At 35.0% G+C, this 19917-nt stretch carries 7 protein-coding genes; 4 read left to right on the top strand and 3 right to left on the bottom strand.

Going from position 1 to position 19917, the window contains the following annotated elements:
- Positions 1 to 94: 94 nt before the first annotated feature.
- From BMZ09_RS15315 to hisS, 4 genes are all read left to right on the top strand, one after another.
- Positions 95 to 3211, top strand: a complete 3117-nt coding sequence (locus BMZ09_RS15315) for a TonB-dependent receptor (protein ID WP_090842251.1) — start codon at positions 95 to 97, stop codon at positions 3209 to 3211.
- A gap of 89 nt (positions 3212 to 3300) precedes the next feature.
- Positions 3301 to 4236, top strand: coding sequence for a glycerophosphodiester phosphodiesterase family protein (locus BMZ09_RS15310; RefSeq protein WP_090842249.1), 936 nt, complete (start codon positions 3301 to 3303; stop codon positions 4234 to 4236).
- Positions 4237 to 4241: 5 nt separating this feature from the next.
- Positions 4242 to 4709, top strand: a complete 468-nt coding sequence (locus tag BMZ09_RS15305) for a DUF6495 family protein (protein WP_090842247.1) — start codon at positions 4242 to 4244, stop codon at positions 4707 to 4709.
- Positions 4710 to 4887: 178 nt separating this feature from the next.
- Positions 4888 to 6270 carry a histidine--tRNA ligase gene (hisS, locus tag BMZ09_RS15300; RefSeq protein WP_090842245.1) on the top strand — a complete coding sequence of 461 codons (1383 nt, stop codon included), beginning with the start codon at positions 4888 to 4890 and terminating at the stop codon, positions 6268 to 6270.
- An 81-nt stretch (positions 6271 to 6351) separates the two neighbouring features.
- Here the strand turns inward: hisS and BMZ09_RS15295 are convergent, their stop codons facing one another.
- From BMZ09_RS15295 to BMZ09_RS15285, 3 genes are all read right to left on the bottom strand, one after another.
- Entirely contained in the window at positions 6352 to 11724 is a 5373-nt protein-coding gene (locus BMZ09_RS15295) for a DUF8202 domain-containing protein (RefSeq protein ID WP_245741157.1), read from the bottom strand.
- Positions 11725 to 11949: 225 nt separating this feature from the next.
- On the bottom strand, positions 11950 to 16578 hold the full coding sequence (locus BMZ09_RS15290) for a DUF8202 domain-containing protein (protein ID WP_090842243.1): 4629 nt from the start codon (positions 16576 to 16578) through the stop codon (positions 11950 to 11952).
- A gap of 238 nt (positions 16579 to 16816) precedes the next feature.
- On the bottom strand, positions 16817 to 19917 hold a 3101-nt coding region (locus BMZ09_RS15285; RefSeq protein ID WP_090842241.1), incomplete at its 5' end, for a MopE-related protein.

Raw genomic sequence — 19917 nt, 5'->3', positions numbered from 1 at the left:
AGCCACTCTGCAAAGAGTGGCTTTTTTTGTTATATTTTTGTTAAATGTTATGCTTGCATAATATTAAAAACAATCAACACAACAATATAACACAATGAAAAAACTTAACTTAACTATTACTTTACTGTTATTTACAGTTCTGAGTTTTGCTCAGGTTACAACATCTAGTATTAAAGGGTTAGTACAGGATGACACCAACGAACCATTATTTGGTGCCAATGTGGTAGCAGTACATGGTCCAACAGGAACTAAGTATGGCGCTATTACAAACTTAGATGGACGTTACAATTTATTAAATCTTAGAGTAGGTGGACCGTATACGGTATCTATTACTTATGTTGGATTTAAAGAGCAAACATTTACTAATGTATATTTAACATTAGGTAAAACAACAAACTTAGATGCAGCAATGAATGGTAATGCCGAGTCTCTAGATGAGGTTGTTATCACCGGATCTGCTTCTGGTACTTTTGGAAGTGATAGAACAGGTGCAGAAACTAGTGTTGGAAGACGTGAGTTAACAACGTTGCCTACTATTTCTAGATCTGCTGCAGATTTTACAAGGTTAGAGCCTTCTGCTTCAGGAAATTCTTTTGGAGGTAGAAATGATCAATTTAACAACTTTAGTTTAGATGGTGCAGTTTTTAATAATCCATTTGGATTAGACGCTGCAACTCCAGGAGGTCAAACAGATTCTCAGCCAATATCTTTAGATGCTATTGAGCAGATTCAAGTATCTTTAGCACCTTATGATGTTACATTGTCTGGTTTTACTGGTGCTGCTGTTAATGCGGTAACTAAAAGTGGAACTAATGAGTTTCATGGTACTGTTTACGGTTTTACTAGAAACGAAGACATGACTGGAGGAAAGATTAAAGGAGAAGATGTTTTTCAGTCGGATTTAGAACAAAACCAATATGGTGTTAGTATCGGAGGTCCAATTGTGAAAAATAAATTATTCTTCTTTGCTAACTTTGAAAAGGACGAACGTTCTGATTTAGGTACAAATGGTTTTGCGCCAAATACAGGAAGTGGTGCAATTAACGAAACTCGTGTTTTAGAATCTGATCTATTAATTGTTCAAAATGCATTATTGGACTTAGGATATGACCCAGGACGTTACCAAGGATTTAATTACGATTCAAATTCTACTAAAGGTATCTTTAAGTTAGATTGGAATATTAATGATAATAACCGTTTAGCTGTAATTTATAACTTTTTAAATGCATCTAAAGAAAAACCTGCACATCCATCGGCATTAGGTTTTAGAGGGCCGGACACAAATACATTACAGTTTGAAAACACAGGATATGAGATCAATAATAACATCAAGTCTTTTCAGTTAGAATTAAACTCGACGTTATCTAGTAGCGTAAGTAATAAGTTTCAAATGGGGTATACTCATTTTGACGATTATAGAAATGCATTATCATCACCAGCACCAACAATTACAATTACAAATGGTGGTTCTAATTATATTATTGCAGGACATGAGCCTTTTTCTATTAACAATACATTGGATCAGAAAGTATTTCAATTTTCAAATAACTTAAACTATGTTGAAGGTGATCATACGTACACTGTAGGTTTCTCTTATGAGAAATTTCAGTTTGATAACTCTTTCAATTTAGGAGCTTATGGAGCGCAAGGCGTCTTTTTTCCAACAACAACAATGGATGATTTTCAAAACTTTGCAGATTCAGGACAATTACAAGCATTATTTAACGATGCTGCAGCTGCAAACGCAAGTTTAGAAGCAAACGGTGAAGGAGTTGCAGGGGGTTGGGCATTAGCCGAAACGAATGTAGGACAATTAGCATTTTATCTTCAGGATGAATGGAATGTTACTGAAAACTTTAAATTAACATACGGTGTTAGATTTGACAAGCCATTATTTTTTGACTCATCTTCAAAAGCACAAGATGTTATTGATAGAGCATGTTGTTATGCTCCAGGAATTGAATATGTAAATCCTAATACAGGAGAAGGTGTGTTTTTAGATAACACTAAAATGCCATCAAACAAAGTATTAATCTCTCCAAGAGTTGGGTTTAATTATGATGTAAAAGGAGACAATAGTTTTCAAGTACGTGGTGGAACGGGATTATTTACAGGTCGTTTACCATTTGTATGGTTAGGTAACCAGATTGCTAATCCAGAAGTATTCTTTTACCAAGTAGTAGATCCAGATTTTAAATTCCCTCAAGTATGGAGAACAAATATTGGAGCAGATTACAGATTTGATAATGGTATTGTTGCAACAACAGATATTTCTTACACAAAAGATATTAATGGAGCACACGTACAAAACTGGGGACTTCGTAATCCTACGGGAACTTTAAATGCGCCTGGAGATACAAGAGCAATCTACACATCAGATGATGTTATTAATAATGCTTACGTATTTACAAACTCAAACAAAGGTCGTGTTTGGAACTTTACAGCTAAGGCTCAAAAAACGTTTGATAACGGATTATACACAAGTGTTGCTTATAACTACTTAAACTCTAAGGATGTTAATTCAATTGAAGCAGAAATTACGGGTGATGCATTTGCATTTAATCCAGTAGTTGGTAATGCTAATAACGATGTGTTATCACATTCTAAATACGGAGATACACACCGTTTTATTGGTGTTGCAAGTAAAAAGTTTACTTATGGTAATGATAAGTGGGCAACAACAATCTCTACGTTCTTTGAGTACGCTCAAGGTGGACGTTTTAACTACACTTATGGTGGAGATTTAAACGGAGATGGTTCTAACTTAAACGATTTACTTTACGTGCCTACAGCTGCAGAGTTACAAGACATGCAATTCTCAGGAGCTGGACAAGCTGAGGCTTTTGAGTCTTTTATTCAACAAGATGATTATTTAAGTGATCGTCGTGGAGACTATGTAGAGCGCTACGGTGCTTTAGCTCCATGGAGAGGACGTTGGGATCTTAAATTATTACAAGACTACAAGTTTAATGTAGGAGGTGGTAAAACTAATACAATACAGTTTAGTGTTGATGTATTAAATGTTGGAAACTTATTAAATAGTGACTGGGGTCTTGTACAACAACCAAGTTCTGTACAACCATTAGGAGTAGATGTTGATACATCTGGTGTGCCAACATATACGTACACAGGAGCAACGGAAACATTTTCTTATAACTCAAGCTTATTATCAAGATGGCAAGCACAATTTGGAGTTAGATACATTTTCTAGTCCATACGTCATAGATATTTTTTAAATTTGCGCTCCTTTTAAGGGGCGCATTTTTTTTTATTCAATATTATAACTTAAAACATTTTTAAATGATTTTTTTATTTCAACGCTTTCGCGGAAACCTTGCCTTTAAAAACATATACTTAGCAGTGCTATTAGTGGCTTTTGTGTCTTGTAAAAAAGAGACAGCTCAAGTATCAAAAACAACTACAGTAGATGCTTCTACACTTAAACAATCGGCGTTAATCGAAACTTTTAAGTACCAGCCAGAGCAAGAGTTGATTATTAGTGTGCACAGAGGTGGTAAAGGTTTAAAGCATTATCCTGAAAACTGTTTAGAAACTTTAAAATATGTAAATGATAGTATTCCTGCTATCTATGAAATTGACATCGCGCAGACTAGAGATAATGTATTAGTATTAATGCATGATAATACATTAGAGCGTACCACTACTGGAACAGATAAATTAAACAAGTATACTTACCAGGAGTTGCAAGCCTTTAATTTAGAAGATGATTATGGTAATGAGACAGCCTTTAAAATACCAACGTTAAAAGCGGTCTTACTTTGGGCTAAAGAAAAAAACGTAGTACTTACATTGGATAAGAAAAAGAGTGTGTCTTTTGACGCTATTGTAGCTTTAGTAAAGCAAGTAGAAGCAGAAGATGTCTCAATAATTATTACATACGATTTAAAGCAAGCGGAAGAAGCATACGGTTTAGCGCCTAATTTAATGTTATCTGTATCTGCTAGAAATCAAAAAGAATTAGATTGGTTATTAAATTCAAAAATACCAACACAAAATATGTTAGCATTTACGGGGACAAGATTATCTCCAAACTACTTTTATAAAACAGTACAATCACACGGTATAAAAACCATGTTAGGTACGTTAGGAAACTTAGATAAGCAAGCAGAGGCAAAAGGAGAGGTGCCATATACGTTATGGAGAGATAAAGGAATAGATCTTTTTGCAACTGATAGACCTTTTGAAGTAGCTAAAGCATTAAATATTAAGAAATAGAGAAGATGAAGTATTCTAGACTTACAAAAGAACAATTTGAAGAATTACATAAAGAGTTTATTAACTTTTTAGCAACGCAAACCATTACCGCAGACGAGTGGGATAAGCTTAAAACTGAAAAGCCTGAAGTTGCAGAGCAAGAATTAGATGTGTTTAGCGACTTGGTTTGGGAAGGTGTCTTATCTACTGTAAAGTATGTAGAGCAGATATCGGAGCACAACATACATTTGTTTGTGTTTAACGAAGATCACATGCATGTTATTGGAATTAAAATAGATGGACCTATAGATGTAACAACAACTGATGGATTTAATTGGTTGCGCGAAAATTTAATGGATGATACGGTTACATTTACTCAAGGTAAAAAAGATTATTCTGAAGACAAAAACTTAGATAAATTTAAGTTGATCCAATCTGGTAGCGCAATTACAAAAGGGGAGTTGTATGAGTATTTTAACAAGTTAATCAACTAAGACATTCATAATTAGTAAAAACGTATTACAGGCTTGTTGTGGTAGGTAATAGTGTTTTTTCTTCTAAAGGGACACAAAGACAACAGTATTATATATTTTTGTCAAGCCTACAGTAGTAGGTTCTATTTTAAAATTATAAGTAATCATTAAAAATAGTTCTGCTTCGGCAGAAAATATTATGGCACAAAAACCAAGCATACCAAAAGGAACAAGAGATTTTAATCCAGAACAAGTAGCAAAACGTAACTACATTTTTAGTACTATTAAGTCTAAATTTGAGCGTTTTGGGTTTCAACCTATAGAAACACCAAGTTTTGAAAACTCGGATACCTTAATGGGTAAATATGGAGAAGAAGGTGACCGTTTGATTTTTAAAATTTTGAATAGTGGTGATTATTTGTCAAAAGTAAATGATGACTTATATACTGAGAAAAATTCAAATAAAATAACAACTAAAATATCAGAGAAAGCATTGCGTTATGATCTTACAGTGCCATTTGCAAGATACGTGGTACAACATCAAAACGATATAGAGTTTCCATTTAAACGTTATCAAATGCAGCCCGTATGGCGTGCAGATAGACCTCAAAAAGGACGTTTTAGAGAGTTTTATCAATGTGATGCAGATGTTGTAGGAAGTGATAGTTTATGGCAAGAGGTTGAGTTTGTACAATTGTATGACGAGGTCTTTACTGCTTTAAAACTAGAAGGTGCGACTATTAAAATTAATAACCGTAAAATACTTTCTGGTATTGCAGAGGTTATTGGAGCAAGTGATAAGTTAATTGACTTTACTGTTGCTTTAGATAAATTAGATAAAATAGGAGAGGAAAAGGTAAAAGAAGAAATGCTTGGTAAAGGTATTTCTGAAGCTGGTATTGCTAAGCTTCAACCGTTGTTTACATTAACTGGCGATTTTGGTTCTCAAATAGCCAGTTTAAAATCAATATTATCAACGTCTGAAGAAGGTCAAAAGGGTATTGAAGAATTAGATTTTATTAATACTGCAATTTCTACTTTAGGTTTAAAATCTGCAAAGTTGCAATTAGATGTAACTTTGGCTAGAGGGTTAAATTACTATACAGGTGCTATTTTTGAAGTATCTGCACCAGAAGGTGTGGCTATGGGATCTATTGGTGGAGGTGGAAGATACGATGACTTAACAGGTATCTTTGGTCTTAAAAATGTTAGTGGAGTAGGTATCAGTTTTGGATTAGATCGTATTTACTTAGTTTTGGAAGAATTAGGATTGTTTCCAGAAACTATAACTAAATCTACAGAGGTTATCTTTATTAACTTTGGAGATAACGAAGCTTTGTTCTGCTTAAAAGCTGTAAAAGCATTAAGAGAAGCTGGTATAAATGCTGAGTTGTATCCTGATAAGATTACAAACGGAAAACACATGAAAAAACAAATGAATTATGCTAACAAGCGTAACATTCCTTTTGTTGTTTTAGTTGGTGAAGAAGAATTGAAAAACAGCCAGTTTACTTTAAAAAATATGGTGTCTGGAACACAAGATACTGTTGACTTAGAAACAATGATTTCTAAAATAAAATAAAAGGTAACTCTTTATAATAGTAAAAGCCGAAACGCAAGTTTCGGCTTTTTTAGTAAATGAGAATTAATTTGGGGTATTCACTTACTCAACTAAAACTTTTTTAGATAGTTCTCCATTATCTGTTTTTAACTTAATAATATAGGTTCCTGTGCTAAGTTTACCTGTTTTTAATTCGATATAATCTTGAGTTTCTAAATCTGAAAAATCAGCAATAAGTTGTCCTAATATGTTATAAAGATTTACAGATGTTATACTATTTAATTTAGGATTGCTTACAACAATACTATTACTGCTGTTGGCGTAATAAGTATTTAGTGTAGTTTCTAAAGTAAGATCCTGAACTCCTAAAGTTTCTGAAGCACTAAAGACCAATTCAAACCTATCAGTATATTCTCCTGCGACTAATTGTATTGTAAAATCAGATACTCTTAAATCGCTATAAGTGGCATTTAAAATATCATGTATGTAAATGTCTAAGTCAGAAGGCACGTTTTCTAGCGCATCAATCGTAATCGTGTTGTTACCGTCTAAGTTAGTTTTTAGTATTAAAGGTAATACTGTGCTAGTGTTAATTACATCAATCCCTTGTATGATGTAATTCCCGTTGTTAATATCCCAATACATATCATCAATTTGGTTTTCTGTACTTTCACCATCATAGCCCCAATCATAACCAGAAGTAGCATTTGGATCTTGAGTTACTAGCAATTGTCTGTGTATTCCGTTAACGGAATTTAAGCCTAATCTAATTTTTAACCTTTCGTCAGAATTATAGTTGTCATCGGTTGTATTGTCAACATCTTGCCTTACAAATACTGAAGATCCACTGCCTTCTTTTTCAAAGACACGTTGATTATTATTAAACTTTAAAGTACCAGTGTTTTCACTTTTTACAAAGAAACCTTGTGCTACGGGAATATAACGACCCGGTAATTTTGATGGAGTACCACCAGTCGCTACTAGTGGGTCATTTGTACCATAACTTGCAGCAGGTGTTGCTCCGGATAGATTGTAAGAGGCATAACCACCTTGGTATTGTGCTAAATTATGAGAGCCACCTCCCCAATGTTCCCAATAATATAATGTTCCTGTTGTGCTTCCTGTACCTTCAATGGTAGGCCCGTTATCTAAAATAAACTGATGTGCATCTATTGCAGATGCATAAGGGTTTCCAATTAGGTACTCGTTAGCAGCTGTAATAGGAAGTGTTATTTCGCCATTGTTAGGTTTTCCTTGGAAGACATAGTTTTGTTCTGTTAGTACATTTCCATTAGTGTTATTTACTCCTTTTAGTGTAAATCCTTCCCCTGTATTTAAAGATCCTGTACTTCTTACATGTTGCCAATCGGCATAAGCTCCAGATTGATTAGCGTATTTCCATATCCAATAATCAGCGATTCCAATAGGAGTACCTGATGTACCGTCATAACTGTTTGTAATAAAGTTAATATCTACTGGTGCTGCAGGATTACTACCGTCTTTAAAAATTGTAGGTACCGTGTAGCTATTATTGTTACTAGTTGTATTTGTTACGCCTACAGGAGATGACCAATAATTATAAGTGTATAAATCTTGTGTTCCTTGTTGGTCGCGTTCTAGAGTTCCGGAACTGGTGCTGTCTAAATCACTTTCAAAAGTTTGTATTAATTGAGATTCGCCTTGTAAATCAATTTTACCATCTATTTTTAAATAATGCGTGATAGTTAAACCATTTCCAGAGTTAGTTGCAGTAGCACCATCTGCAGTTAAAATGTTGTTTTGTACATTTAAAGCTAAAATAGTCCTGTTGTTTTTATTTATTGAAGGCAAAGTTGCATTGTCTAAGGTAACGTTGTGGTTGGTGTTAACTATATTCCAGTCTATGGTAATATTTGGGTCCACTAAAGATTGTGATCCTGGAATATACCACTCGGTACCACTTGCCCAACTATTAGAGTTGTCCCAATTACCATCTGCTGAGGTGTTGTAGGGTAGTGGAGAGGATTGGAACTCTAAAGTAAACTTACTAGGGTCTGTTAAGCTACCTCTATTGCCATTTCCAGAAACATCGTTAAGATGGGTTCCGATATAAGAGTTCATGTTGTAATACGCCTTAAGATTGGTCCAGTTGATACTGTTAATATCATTTTTGGTAATTGTATTTGGTACAATAACGCCATTAACAACTGTTCCTGCTTTTTCAAGTTCTTGGTTCATAACATAGCGCAGCTGCGTAATAGAAAGCGCTTGATCCCAGATTCTAACCTCATCAATATCTCCTTTAAAAAAATCTAAAACATTTGTTTTGTCAATATAAATGGCACCAATAGCAAAGTCAGAACCATTAGGAGTCGGGTTAATTAATGTTTTTGTAGTATCCAAAACCCCATCAATGTATAATTTAGCAATGCCATTGTCGTAAACACAGGCGACGTGATGCCATACATTATTTGGAATTGTAGTATTGGATTCTATTTTTCCTGAAGTGGTAGTTCCTATTGTAAAACTTACTAAGTTGCTATCTGTTAAAAAGAATTTATACCCATCAACACCATCATTTTTTGCAACTATAGTTTTGTCTGAAGCTAGGGCGTTTGAACCATTTGTTTTTACCCACGCGGAAGCAGTAAAATCTCCAGCTAAATCTATTTTGTCTCCAACTAGTGTAAAATTATCTACACCGTCAAAGCCTAAATGTCTTGATTTTATTTCTTCATGTGCTACTCCAAAAGTGAAATATTTTGTTCCATCAAAATCATAACTACCTTCTTTAGTTGGGATACCATTAAAAGTATTGGAGTCTAAAAATACTGTTTGCAGATTGGTTGAAAAACCAGCATCATCAGAAACTAATAGTACGTAGGCATCGTTTCCTGTTAAAGGCGGTAAACCTGCAAGATCTGTATCAAATACTGATACCTCAACTTTTCCAATATCATCACCAGCAGTTTCAACTATTTTCCATTTTCTGTTCATTACATCTGTAATGGTAGTAACAGTTGCAGGTCCTAAGCTAACTGTAATTGAGCTTCCTGAGGTACTTGTGTTTTGTCCATCATTACCCCAAACTAAAAATTCATTACTAGTGTTAAATGCACTGGTGTTGAGGTTGTTTGTTGTTTCTGTATTAGTTAATGATATTGCAACAATACTTGAGTTGTTGACACTTTTAGATTGTTTTTGGGTTAAGTCAGAATCGTCATCTCTTCCAATTCCTGCAATATCATAATTAAAACCTGAGTTAGCAGAAGTATCCCAAATTACGGATCCGTTTGAGGCAACGTAATCTTGTGACGTTCCGTTAACACCTAATGTTACTCCGTATTTAATAGCAAGATAAGATTGTATTTTATTACGTTCGTCTAATAGGTTTGCATCGTTTTTACGAGAAGAAAATGAGATTATTTCTACTATTCTAGCATTTGTTGCTGCTTCATAACCTTCACTTCTTCCAATCCAATAACGAGAATTATTTACATTTGAAAAATCTGAAATATCATTCTGTACGGTTTCAACATTATTAGCATTGTAAAACAACTCTTGTCTAGTTAAAGCGCTATTGTTTCTGGCGTTTAATATTCCTACATTATTATAGTTGTTAGACGTGTTGTTGTCAGCGACACCGTATCCAGTGTATGGTGATGTTGCAGTTGTTGGTCCTACGCAATACGCAAAGACTTCATTAGTAAATCTTGCAGAGTAACGCCCGTATCCAAACCCTGTAACGTCTACTGTATTTGTATTAATATCTTCGTCTCCACAAAATACATCCATATTACCAAATGTTGCATTTATATTAGTGTCGGGTAAAATAACAGCAAACATATCTTGAGTGTAAAAACCGGTTCCTCCTTCTAAGAAATCTCCATTTGTGCTGTCGTAAGAGTAATCATCATCTGTTGGGGCTAGTGTATAAGAGCTATCAAAGTCTAAGACTGCATTAAAATTAACGTTGTAATCAGGATGGTCTCTGTATGTTGGCTCTTGTCCTGCGGTATTTACTGTAGCGTTATTTGTATTTGCTTGATCATACCAAGTTGTTATAGGTTGGTTATCGCTAACACCAGCACCATCATTTGCTTTTAGCCATGTTTCTAAGTTAGCAGTAATACCTCCTGGTCCATTGGTTACTGATGATGTTGTACCGTACCCTTGGATGTAAAAAACATAAGGATTTTCGTTAGAATCGTTATTTGCTATTGTCAGTATTGCAGATCTTAATCCGTTAGCAGAAGGATCAAAAGTAATGTCAAAACTAGTCGTGTTTCCGGCAGCTATAACTGAAGTAGGAGTTGTTGTTAACGTAAAGTCTGAAGCGTTTGCTCCTGTTATTGTTACATATGGGGATAATCCTGTTAAGTTTAATGGAAGTGTTCCATCATTATTAATTAAGAATGTTTTAGTAGCGTTTCCTGTAGTAACATTTGTAGATCCAAAATCGGTGTTGTCTGAAGTGTTTGGTGTTGTATCTCCATTGATTATGCTAATGCTATTTCCTGTAATATCTATTTCAGGTAATGGTGTTGTGGTAGCAATAAGAGAAATATCGTCAATAGCGATATCGCTTCTAAAACCATTACCTGTTGTTCCTGAAAATCTTAGGTTAATACTTTGTCCAACGTATGCGCTTAAATCTAATGTAACCAAAGCCCACGACGCACCATTGCTAGTTTGCACTTGACCAGATTGTGACCAGATGTTGTTAGGAAAGGTTGCGCCATTATTTGTACTTAAGTCTACATTTAGATTTCCAGTAGCGCTACCATACATGTGATAGTAAAATGAGAATACCGGATTGCTGGCACCGGATAAGTCAAAACATGGGCTTATTAAATTAGTGGTACTGTTATTATAATCAGTTGCTTCTGTGTATAAATAATAGTTGCCATCATTAGCAGTTGAAGGCCCGGTGTTACTAGATGGTGTACCATTAGCATCTCGTGTCCAATTCATATTGTCTCCTGTATCTTGAGACCAATCTCCTAAACCAGATTCAAAACTTTCAGTGTATGGAAAAGTTGTAATAACAGAAGTACAGGTAGCGCTGCATCCTCCAGAAACATTAAAATATAAGGTTGTTCCGCCTGAGTTTGCACTGTTACCTGAATTTGTTAATACAGTTGTACCGCTTGAGGTTATGGTAATATTGGAGGCGCCGCCATTCCAACCATCATTATATGTGTCGTACATGGTAGCATAATAATTGTTTCCGTCAGGTAAGCAGCTTAAATCTAAGGTTGTTGAATAAGACGAATTTGAAGCGCCAGTATAACCATCATCAATAGTAGCTAATAATGTACCTGAAGGATTATATATTTGCACCCTATTTTCTGAAGACCATTCGGGCCAATTTACTGTTACTTGAACTGCTGAGGTTTGTGCATAGGTTAAAGAGAAACTTAAAAACAAAACAGTAAACATCATGTTTTTACATAATGTTTTAGCTAGTAATACTTTAGGAGTATAGTTTTTCATAAGTAGGATTTTAGTTTAGTTGGGGAACTAATATTTAAATCGGGATAAAACTACCTATAAATTAGATGAATAACAAAATTATTCGACGAAATACATCTTTAGTGCTGCTTTGTGATTTGTTTATACGTTTAAGTGTTTTTTAATACAGTTAAATGGTTTAAAATTAAAAACCCAAAACAAGTGTTTTGGGTTTTTATTCATATAAATAATTTTGGTAACCTTTTATTATTCGATTAAAACCTTTTTAGAGAATGTTCCATCGTTAGTTTTTACTTTTAATATATAGGTGCCTGTATTTATTACATTTGTTTTTAATTCGATTAAATCTATAGATTCCAAGTCATTAAAAATAGTAATTTCCTGTCCAATTATATTAAATAAACTCACAGATTTGATAGTTTCTAACTTAGGGTTGTTAACTACAATAGTATTGGAATTATTTGCATAATAAAATTGTATTGTTGTTTCAATATCAAATTCATTTGTAGACAACACTTCAGATTGACTAAATCTTAATTCAAAACGATCTGTATAAGCACCTGCAGCAAGATAAATTGAGAACGTATCCTGTTTAATATCATGATATAGGTTGGTTACTGTATCATAGATGTAAATTTCCATGTTTTCCGGTGTGTTTTCTAAAGCATCAATTACAAAAGTGTTTTCTCCGTCCGTATTAGTATGTACTCCTAATGGTAATATCGTAGAGGTGTTAATGGTATTTGTACCTTGTATTATGTACTGGTTGTCTTCAATCATCCAATAAATATCATCCATTTGAGATTCGTTGTTTTCTCCGTCATAACCCCAATCGTAACCTGGAGTAGCATTAGCATCTTCAGTAACTAATAACTGTCTGTGTAAATTGTTAACCGAGTTAAAGCCTAATCTAATTTTTAAGCGGTCATCAGAATTATAAACATCACTAATTGCATTAGTGTCAGAGGTTCTTACAAATACAGAGGAAGCTCCTTCTTTTTCAAATACACGTTGACCGTTATTAAACCTAATGCTTCCTGTGTTTTCACTTTTAACGAAAAAACCTTGAGAAACAGGGATGTAACGCCCAGGTAGTTTAACCGGTGTTCCGCCTGTTCCAACTAATGGGTCATTAGTTCCATAACTGGCAGCAGGAGTAGATCCTGATAAGTTATACGTAGCATAACCTCCTTGGTAATTTGCAAGGTTGTGAGAACCACCTCCCCAATGTTCCCAAAAATATAATGTTCCAGTAGTGCTTCCTGCGCCTTCAATAGTAGGTGCATTATCCATTATAAATTGATTAGCATCTAAAGCCGAAGCGTATGGGTTACCTACTAAATATTCATTACCTACTGTTATTGGTAGTGTAATATTACCGTTGTTTGGTTTTCCGTTAAAAACATAGTTTTGTTCTAATAAAACGTTTCCTCCTGTGTCTGTAACTCCTTTTAAGGTAAACCCTTCTCCAGAAATTAAAGTACCTGTACTTCTTACATGTTGCCAATCTGCATAAGCGCCTGATTGATTAGAGTATTTCCAAATCCAATAATCTGCAATTCCTATTGGAGTTCCTGTTGTTCCATCATAACTGCTAGTTATAAAATTTATGTCTATTGGATTGTTAGGATCTGTACCATCTTTAAATACTTGTGGTAAAGTGTAAGCATTATTATTTGTACTTGTATTACCAACACCTACTGGAGAAGACCAATAATTGTATGTGAACAAATCTTTTGTACCCTGTTGGTCTCGTTCTAACGTTCCAGAACTAGTTACATCAAGATCACTATTTAAAGATTGAATTAATTGAGATTCACCTTGTAAATCAATTTTACCATCTAATTTTAAGTAATGTGTTATAGTTAAGCCATTTCCAGTTCTTAGACTTGTAGTACCATCTAGCATTAGCGTATTGCTTTGAACATCCATACCTAATACACGTCTGTTGCTATTATTGTTAGTAGGTAAACTGGCGTTATCCATGGTTATATTATGACTTGTTTGTACAATGTTCCAGTCTACAGTTATATCTGAATCTACAATTGATGCAGAGCCTGGAATGTATTGTTTGTCCCCATTGGTCCATGTATTATGACTAGTCCAAGTTCCGTTAGATTTAGAAGAATAGGGTAGTGGAGCAGTTTGGAAATCTACAGTATTTAGATTTCTTAAAGCACCTTGTCTATTATTACCTGATGCATCATTAGTGTTGGTGTATGTGTAGATGGACATTGGATAGTATCCTTCTAGTGTATTCCAAGCTAGCGTTGCGGTTTCATTATTTGTAATTGTTGTTGGTAATACTTTACCAGAAACAAAGGCTGCGTTTTGTTTAATTTCTTGATTTATAATATAACGTAATTGGTTTACGCTTAAAGCGGTACTCCAAACTCGGACTTCATCAATATTTCCTCTAAAAAATTGTGTTGTACTTGTTTTAGCAGCAGAAGCTACATGAAAAGAATTAGTTGTGCTTACAGGTGCAGATCTGTTTACGGACCTATCTAAAACACCGTCAATGTATAAATAGATTTTTGTGCCATTGTAAATTGCAGCAACATGATGCCATTCGTTATCAGGGATTTTAGTAATACTGGCTAATGTCTGATTACTTCCGTTTTTCCAGTACATTCTAATTCTGTTGTCATTTAAAATTTGAAAGTCATAACCTTCTGTAAAAGGATTGTTTCGTTTTGAAACAATTGATTTAATCCCAGTGTCAGCTGCGTCTCTTTTTATCCACGCAGATATCGTAAAGCCTGAAGGGTTTAAATCTAAATTGTCTTCCATGTCTATATAGTCTGTAGCACCATTAAAATATACAGAGCGCACGACTTCTACTTGAGGCGCGTATCCAAAAGTGATATATTTTGTACCATCAAAATCGTAGCTTGTTTCAAGATCAGTACCATTAATGGTCATGATTCTGTAATCTGCAGTAGGGTCAAATACAGGTGTGTTTGAAATAAACATATAATAATTACCCGGAGGGCTAATATTTCTAATTGCATTTTGAGGAATTCTAATTTTTACTTCAGAAATGTCTCCACCATTCTCAACAACCTTCCAAGTACGTTGCATACCAAGAAAACTAACAGGAGTAGATAAACCTGAAATTCCTGAGCTCATGTCTACAGATATAACATTTGGTGCAGCGTCTAAACTAGCATTATTATTTCCCCAAACTAAAAATTCTTTATCTCCAAACGCAGTAGGGTTGGTGCTAATATTTGTAGAATTTGTATCATGTAAATCAGTTAGTCCCATTGTAAGAATACCTTGGATTCTTCCGGCGCCATCAGTATTGTCATTTACACTTCTAGATTGCTTTTGATTTAACTCGGAGTCATTATCTCTACCTATTCCTGTTATGTCATAATTGTAGCCTAAGTTTTCAGATTGATCCCATATTATGTTTCCAGAACTATCAACATAATCTTGAGAAGTACCATTTATACCTAACGTTATTCCATATTTTATTGCTAAATATGACTGTATTCTATTGCGTTCTTGTGATAGGTTGTTATCAGATTTTCTTGAGTTATATGTAATTACCTCAGCAATACGACCATCAAAACTACCATTCCAATATTGACTTCGACCCAACCAGTATCTTCCATTATTTATTGTAGCGTATCGAGATATATCATTTGTTTCGTTCCCAACTTGATTGGCATTAAAATATAATTCCATATCAGTATCACTAGCATTCTGTCTAATATTTACAATTTGAATTTGATTATAATCTGTTGATGAATTAGTGTCTGATCTAGCATATCCATTTTCGGCAGGGTTAGTTGGTGTTTCACTTGTTGTTCCGATACAATACGTTAGGCGTTCATTATTTAACCGTGCAGTATAAGATCCGTAACCAAATCCAGTAACGTCTTCTGTATAGCTTTCTGTTAAAGGATCTGAGCTAGTAAAAGTATCTAATGGTACCATAGAGCTTGTAATACTAGGATCTGGCATTAAAACAACAAACAAATCATTGGTGTTAAAACCTCCTGTTCCTTTTAACTCATCTCTATTAGTTAAATAGGTCATGTCAGAGCCTGAGGTGTTGTTATTGTTTTCAAACTCTATCACAGGATTAAAGTTCATGTTTTTACCACTATTATTTCTGTATACTGGTTCTTGACCAGTTACAACAACTTCGGCATGATTTCCTTTTCCATTATCAGACCACTTGGTAACATTTGCGCCATCAGAACCATAAGTTGTACCATCAAGTTGATCTGCTTTTAGCCATAAGTCTAAATTATTAGTTACACCGCCTGGTCCATTAGTTGGCGTGTTATAAGTAGTACCAGTTATTAAAATGTCATCGACCATTACATAATCATTTGTGTCACTAGCATCACATCGTATTCTAAATTGTCCTGTTGGTAATATTGGGAAGCTAAAGTCTGTAGCCATTAATGTTACTGTTTTACTATAATAAATAACAGAATTAGTGCGTTGAAAGTCAGCAGATTTATCAGATACATTTCCGCTTACAAATCGCTTTACTGTTTCCCAAGATGAACCTAATCCACCACTATTGTATTCAACAAAAAAATCTTCTCCAGTTTCCATGCTGTATGCTGTAAAGAAAAACTTAAGATCGATTTTATCATAAAGAAATAAACTATATGATGGCGAGGTCATAGCTGAATTATCTCCAGAGTTATCTCTTAACCAAAAACTATTATTTGCGCTATAGGCGTAAGTGGCGTTGTTGGTTCTGACAGCTGTTGATCCTCCTGACCAACCTTGATTTCCAGATTCGAAATCGTAAAAACCTAAAGTAGTTTGAGCTATTGAGGCTGTAATAAATAAACTTAAAGTAAGTAATGTAATAAAATAATTTTTGAGGGTGAAAATTCGCATAATTGGTTAAGTTCTAGTTAGGGACTAAATATTAGAATTCAAATATATAACAAATTGTCCTTGAAACGCAATATTATTCGATGAACGGTAAGATGTAATTGTTAATATGTTGATTTTCAAATATTTAAAACAAAAATTATTTTTACATTTCAACCTATTTTATGGTATTTGAACGACTATTTGATGCGTAAAAAAAGCTAAATAAATCAATATTTAGCTTTTTTGGGAGTTTTTTTGTTTAGAATTTTATCAATTTGTGAGTGTGGATTATTACATTTTTGGAGTTAGAAATTCTTAAAAAGTAAGGTGCTTGTTCTAATCTTTCTAAATTATTTAGAACGATTTTACCGTTAATTGGTGTTGATATATTTCTGTGAACTATTCTTCCATTTATATCATAAATTCTTGTGGTAATCATTTCATTTCTTAAGGCCAAAGGAAGTTTTATGCTTAAATAAGAATTAAATGGGTTAGGGCTAATGTTTATGTTTTCTATTTCAAAATCATTTACTCCTAAAGTAGGATCATCCATTCCGTCACAATTTTCATCTATTCCGTTTCCTCCAATTTCGGTAGCTCCGGGAAAAATGGTATCGTTAGTATCGTCACAATCTTCATTATTTGTAGTGTATCCATCAGGAAGAGTACATGCTTCAATTGTATTGTCAAAGTCTCCGAAACCATCGTTGTCTGTGTCAGCATAATAGATGTTTTTAGGTCCATTATTTGATATTTCCCAAGCACATGTTATCTCATTAAAGATAGCTGTCTCATTACATTCTATTTCTGGTTCTGCAGGTTGTGTTCCAGTTACATCCCAAGTACAAGTTGTGTTGTTGAAGGTTGCAGTTTCATAACATTCTGTAGTTGGTTCTGCAGGTTGTGTTCCCGTTACATCCCAAGTACATGTGGTATTATTAAACGTTGCAGTTTCATAACATTCCGTAGTTGGTTCTGCAGGTTGTGTTCCTGTTACATCCCAAGTACAAGTCGTGTTGTTGAATGTTGCAGTTTCGTAACATTCCGTAGTTGGTTCTGCTGGTTGTGTTCCCGTTACATCCCAAGTACAATTCGTGTTGTTGAACGTTGCAGTTTCGTAACATTCTGTTGTTGGTTCAGCAGGTTGCGTTCCAGTTATGTCCCAAGTACACGTTGCGTTGTTGAATGTTGCAGTTTCGTAACATTCTGTTGTTGGTTCCGCAGGTTTTGTTCCAGAAACATCCCAAGTACAAGCTGTATTGTTAAATGTTGCAGTTTCGTAACATTCTGTTGTTGGTTCCGCAGGTTTTGTTCCAGAAACATCCCAAGTACAAGTTGTATTGTTAAATGTTGCAGTTTCATAGCACTCTGTCGTTGGTTCTGCAGGTTGTGTTCCAGAAATATCCCAAGTGCAAGTTGTATTGTTGAATGTTGCAGTCTCATAACATTCCGTTGTTGGTTCAGTAGGTTGTGTTCCAGAAACATCCCAAGAACATGTTGTATTGTTGAACGTTGCAGTTTCATAACATTCTGTAGTTGGTTCAGTAGATTGTGTTCCCGTTACATCCCAAGTACAAGTCGTGTTATTAAACGTTGCAGTTTCGTAACATTCCATAGTTGGTTCTGCAGGTTGTGTTCCTGTTACATCCCAAGTACATGTTGTATTATTGAATGTTGCAGTCTCATAACATTCTGTTGTTGGTTCTGTAGGTTGTGTTCCTGTTACATCCCAAGTACAAGTTGTATTATTGAATGTTGCAGTCTCATAACATTCTGTAGTTGGTTCGGCAGGTTTTGTTCCAGAAACATCCCAAGTACACGTTGTGTTGTTGAATGTTGCAGTTTCATAACATTCCGTAGTTGGTTCTGCAGGTTGTGTTCCCGTTACATCCCAAGTACATGTGGTATTATTAAATGTTGCAGTTTCATAACATTCTGTTGTTGGTTCCGCAGGTTTAGATCCAGAAACATCCCAAGTACAAGTTGTGTTGTTGAATGTTGCAGTTTCATAACATTCTGTAGTTGGTTCTGCAGGTTTTGTTCCAGAAACATCCCAAGTACAAGTTGTGTTGTTGAATGTTGCAGTTTCATAACATTCCGTAGTTGGTTCTGCAGGTTGTGTTCCTGTTACATCCCAAGTACAAGTCGTGTTGTTGAATGTTGCAGTTTCGAAACATTCTGTAGTTGGTTCCGCAGGTTGTGTTCCAGAAACATCCCAAGTACATGTTGTATAATTGAATGTTGCAGTTTCATAACATTCTGTTGTTGGTTCCGCAGGTTGCGTTCCCGTTACATCCCAAGTACACGTTGTATTATTAAATGTTGCAGTTTCATAACATTCTGTTGTTGGTTCCGCAGGTTTTGTTCCAGAAACATCCCAAGTACAAGTCGTGTTGTTGAATGTTGCAGTCTCATAACATTCCGTAGTTGGTTCAGTAGATTGTGTTCCCGTTACATCCCAAGTACAAGTCGTGTTATTAAACGTTGCAGTTTCATAACATTCCGTAGTTGGTTCTGCTGGTTGTGTTCCAGAAACTTCCCAAGTACATGTGGTATTATTAAACGTTGCAGTTTCATAGCATTCTGTTGTTGGTTCTGCAGGTTGTGTTCCTGTTACGTTCCAAGTGCACGTTGTGTTATTGAATGTTGCAGTTTCGTAACATTCTGTTGTTGGTTCCGCAGGTTGCGTTCCTGTTATATCCCAAGTACAAGTTGCGTTGTTGAATGTTGCAGATTCGTAACATTCTGTTGTAGGTTGCGTAGGTTTTGTCCCAGAAACATCCCAAGTACAAGTCGTATTATTGAATGTTGCAGTTTCGTAACATTCTGTTGTTGGTTCCGCAGGTTGCGTTCCCGTTACATCCCAAGTACAAGTTGTATTGTTGAATGTTGCAGTTTCGTAACATTCTGTTGTTGGTTCCGCAGGTTGCATTCCCGTTACATTCCAAGTACACGTTGTGTTATTAAATGTTGCAGTTTCGTAACATTCTGTTGTTGGTTCTGCAGGTTGTGTTCCTGTTACGTTCCAAGTGCACGTTGTGTTATTGAATGTTGCAGTTTCGTAACATTCCGTAGTTGGTTCCGCAGGTTTTGTTCCTGTTACGTCCCAAGTACAAGTTGTGTTATTGAATGTTGCAGTTTCGTAGCATTCCGTAGTTGGTTCCACAGGTTGTGTTCCCGTTAGATCCCAAGTACAAGTCGTGTTGTTGAATGTCGCAGTTTCGTAACATTGTGTTGTTGGTTCCGCAGGTTTAGATCCAGAAACATCCCATGTACACGTTGTGTTGTTGAATGTTGCAGTTTCATAACATTCTGTAGTTGGTTCCGCAGGTTTTGTTCCTGTTACGTCCCAAGTACAAG

The sequence above is a fragment of the Olleya namhaensis genome, assembly GCF_900114005.1.
GTDB lineage: Bacteria > Bacteroidota > Bacteroidia > Flavobacteriales > Flavobacteriaceae > Olleya > Olleya namhaensis.
Note: the sequence above shows the minus strand (reverse complement) of the source record. Positions and strands in the feature narration are given on the sequence as shown.

Excerpts from the sequence above, each read along its gene's own strand:
- BMZ09_RS15310 (WP_090842249.1), top strand. The coding sequence starts at position 3,301 with ATGATTTTTTTATTTCAACGCTTTCGCGGAAACCTTGCCTTTAAAAAC.
- BMZ09_RS15305 (WP_090842247.1), top strand. The coding sequence starts at position 4,242 with ATGAAGTATTCTAGACTTACAAAAGAACAATTTGAAGAATTACATAAA.
- BMZ09_RS15290 (WP_090842243.1), bottom strand. The coding sequence starts at position 16,578 with ATGCGAATTTTCACCCTCAAAAATTATTTTATTACATTACTTACTTTA.
- hisS (WP_090842245.1), top strand. The coding sequence starts at position 4,888 with ATGGCACAAAAACCAAGCATACCAAAAGGAACAAGAGATTTTAATCCA.
- BMZ09_RS15315 (WP_090842251.1), top strand. The coding sequence starts at position 95 with ATGAAAAAACTTAACTTAACTATTACTTTACTGTTATTTACAGTTCTG.
- BMZ09_RS15295 (WP_245741157.1), bottom strand. The coding sequence starts at position 11,724 with ATGAAAAACTATACTCCTAAAGTATTACTAGCTAAAACATTATGTAAA.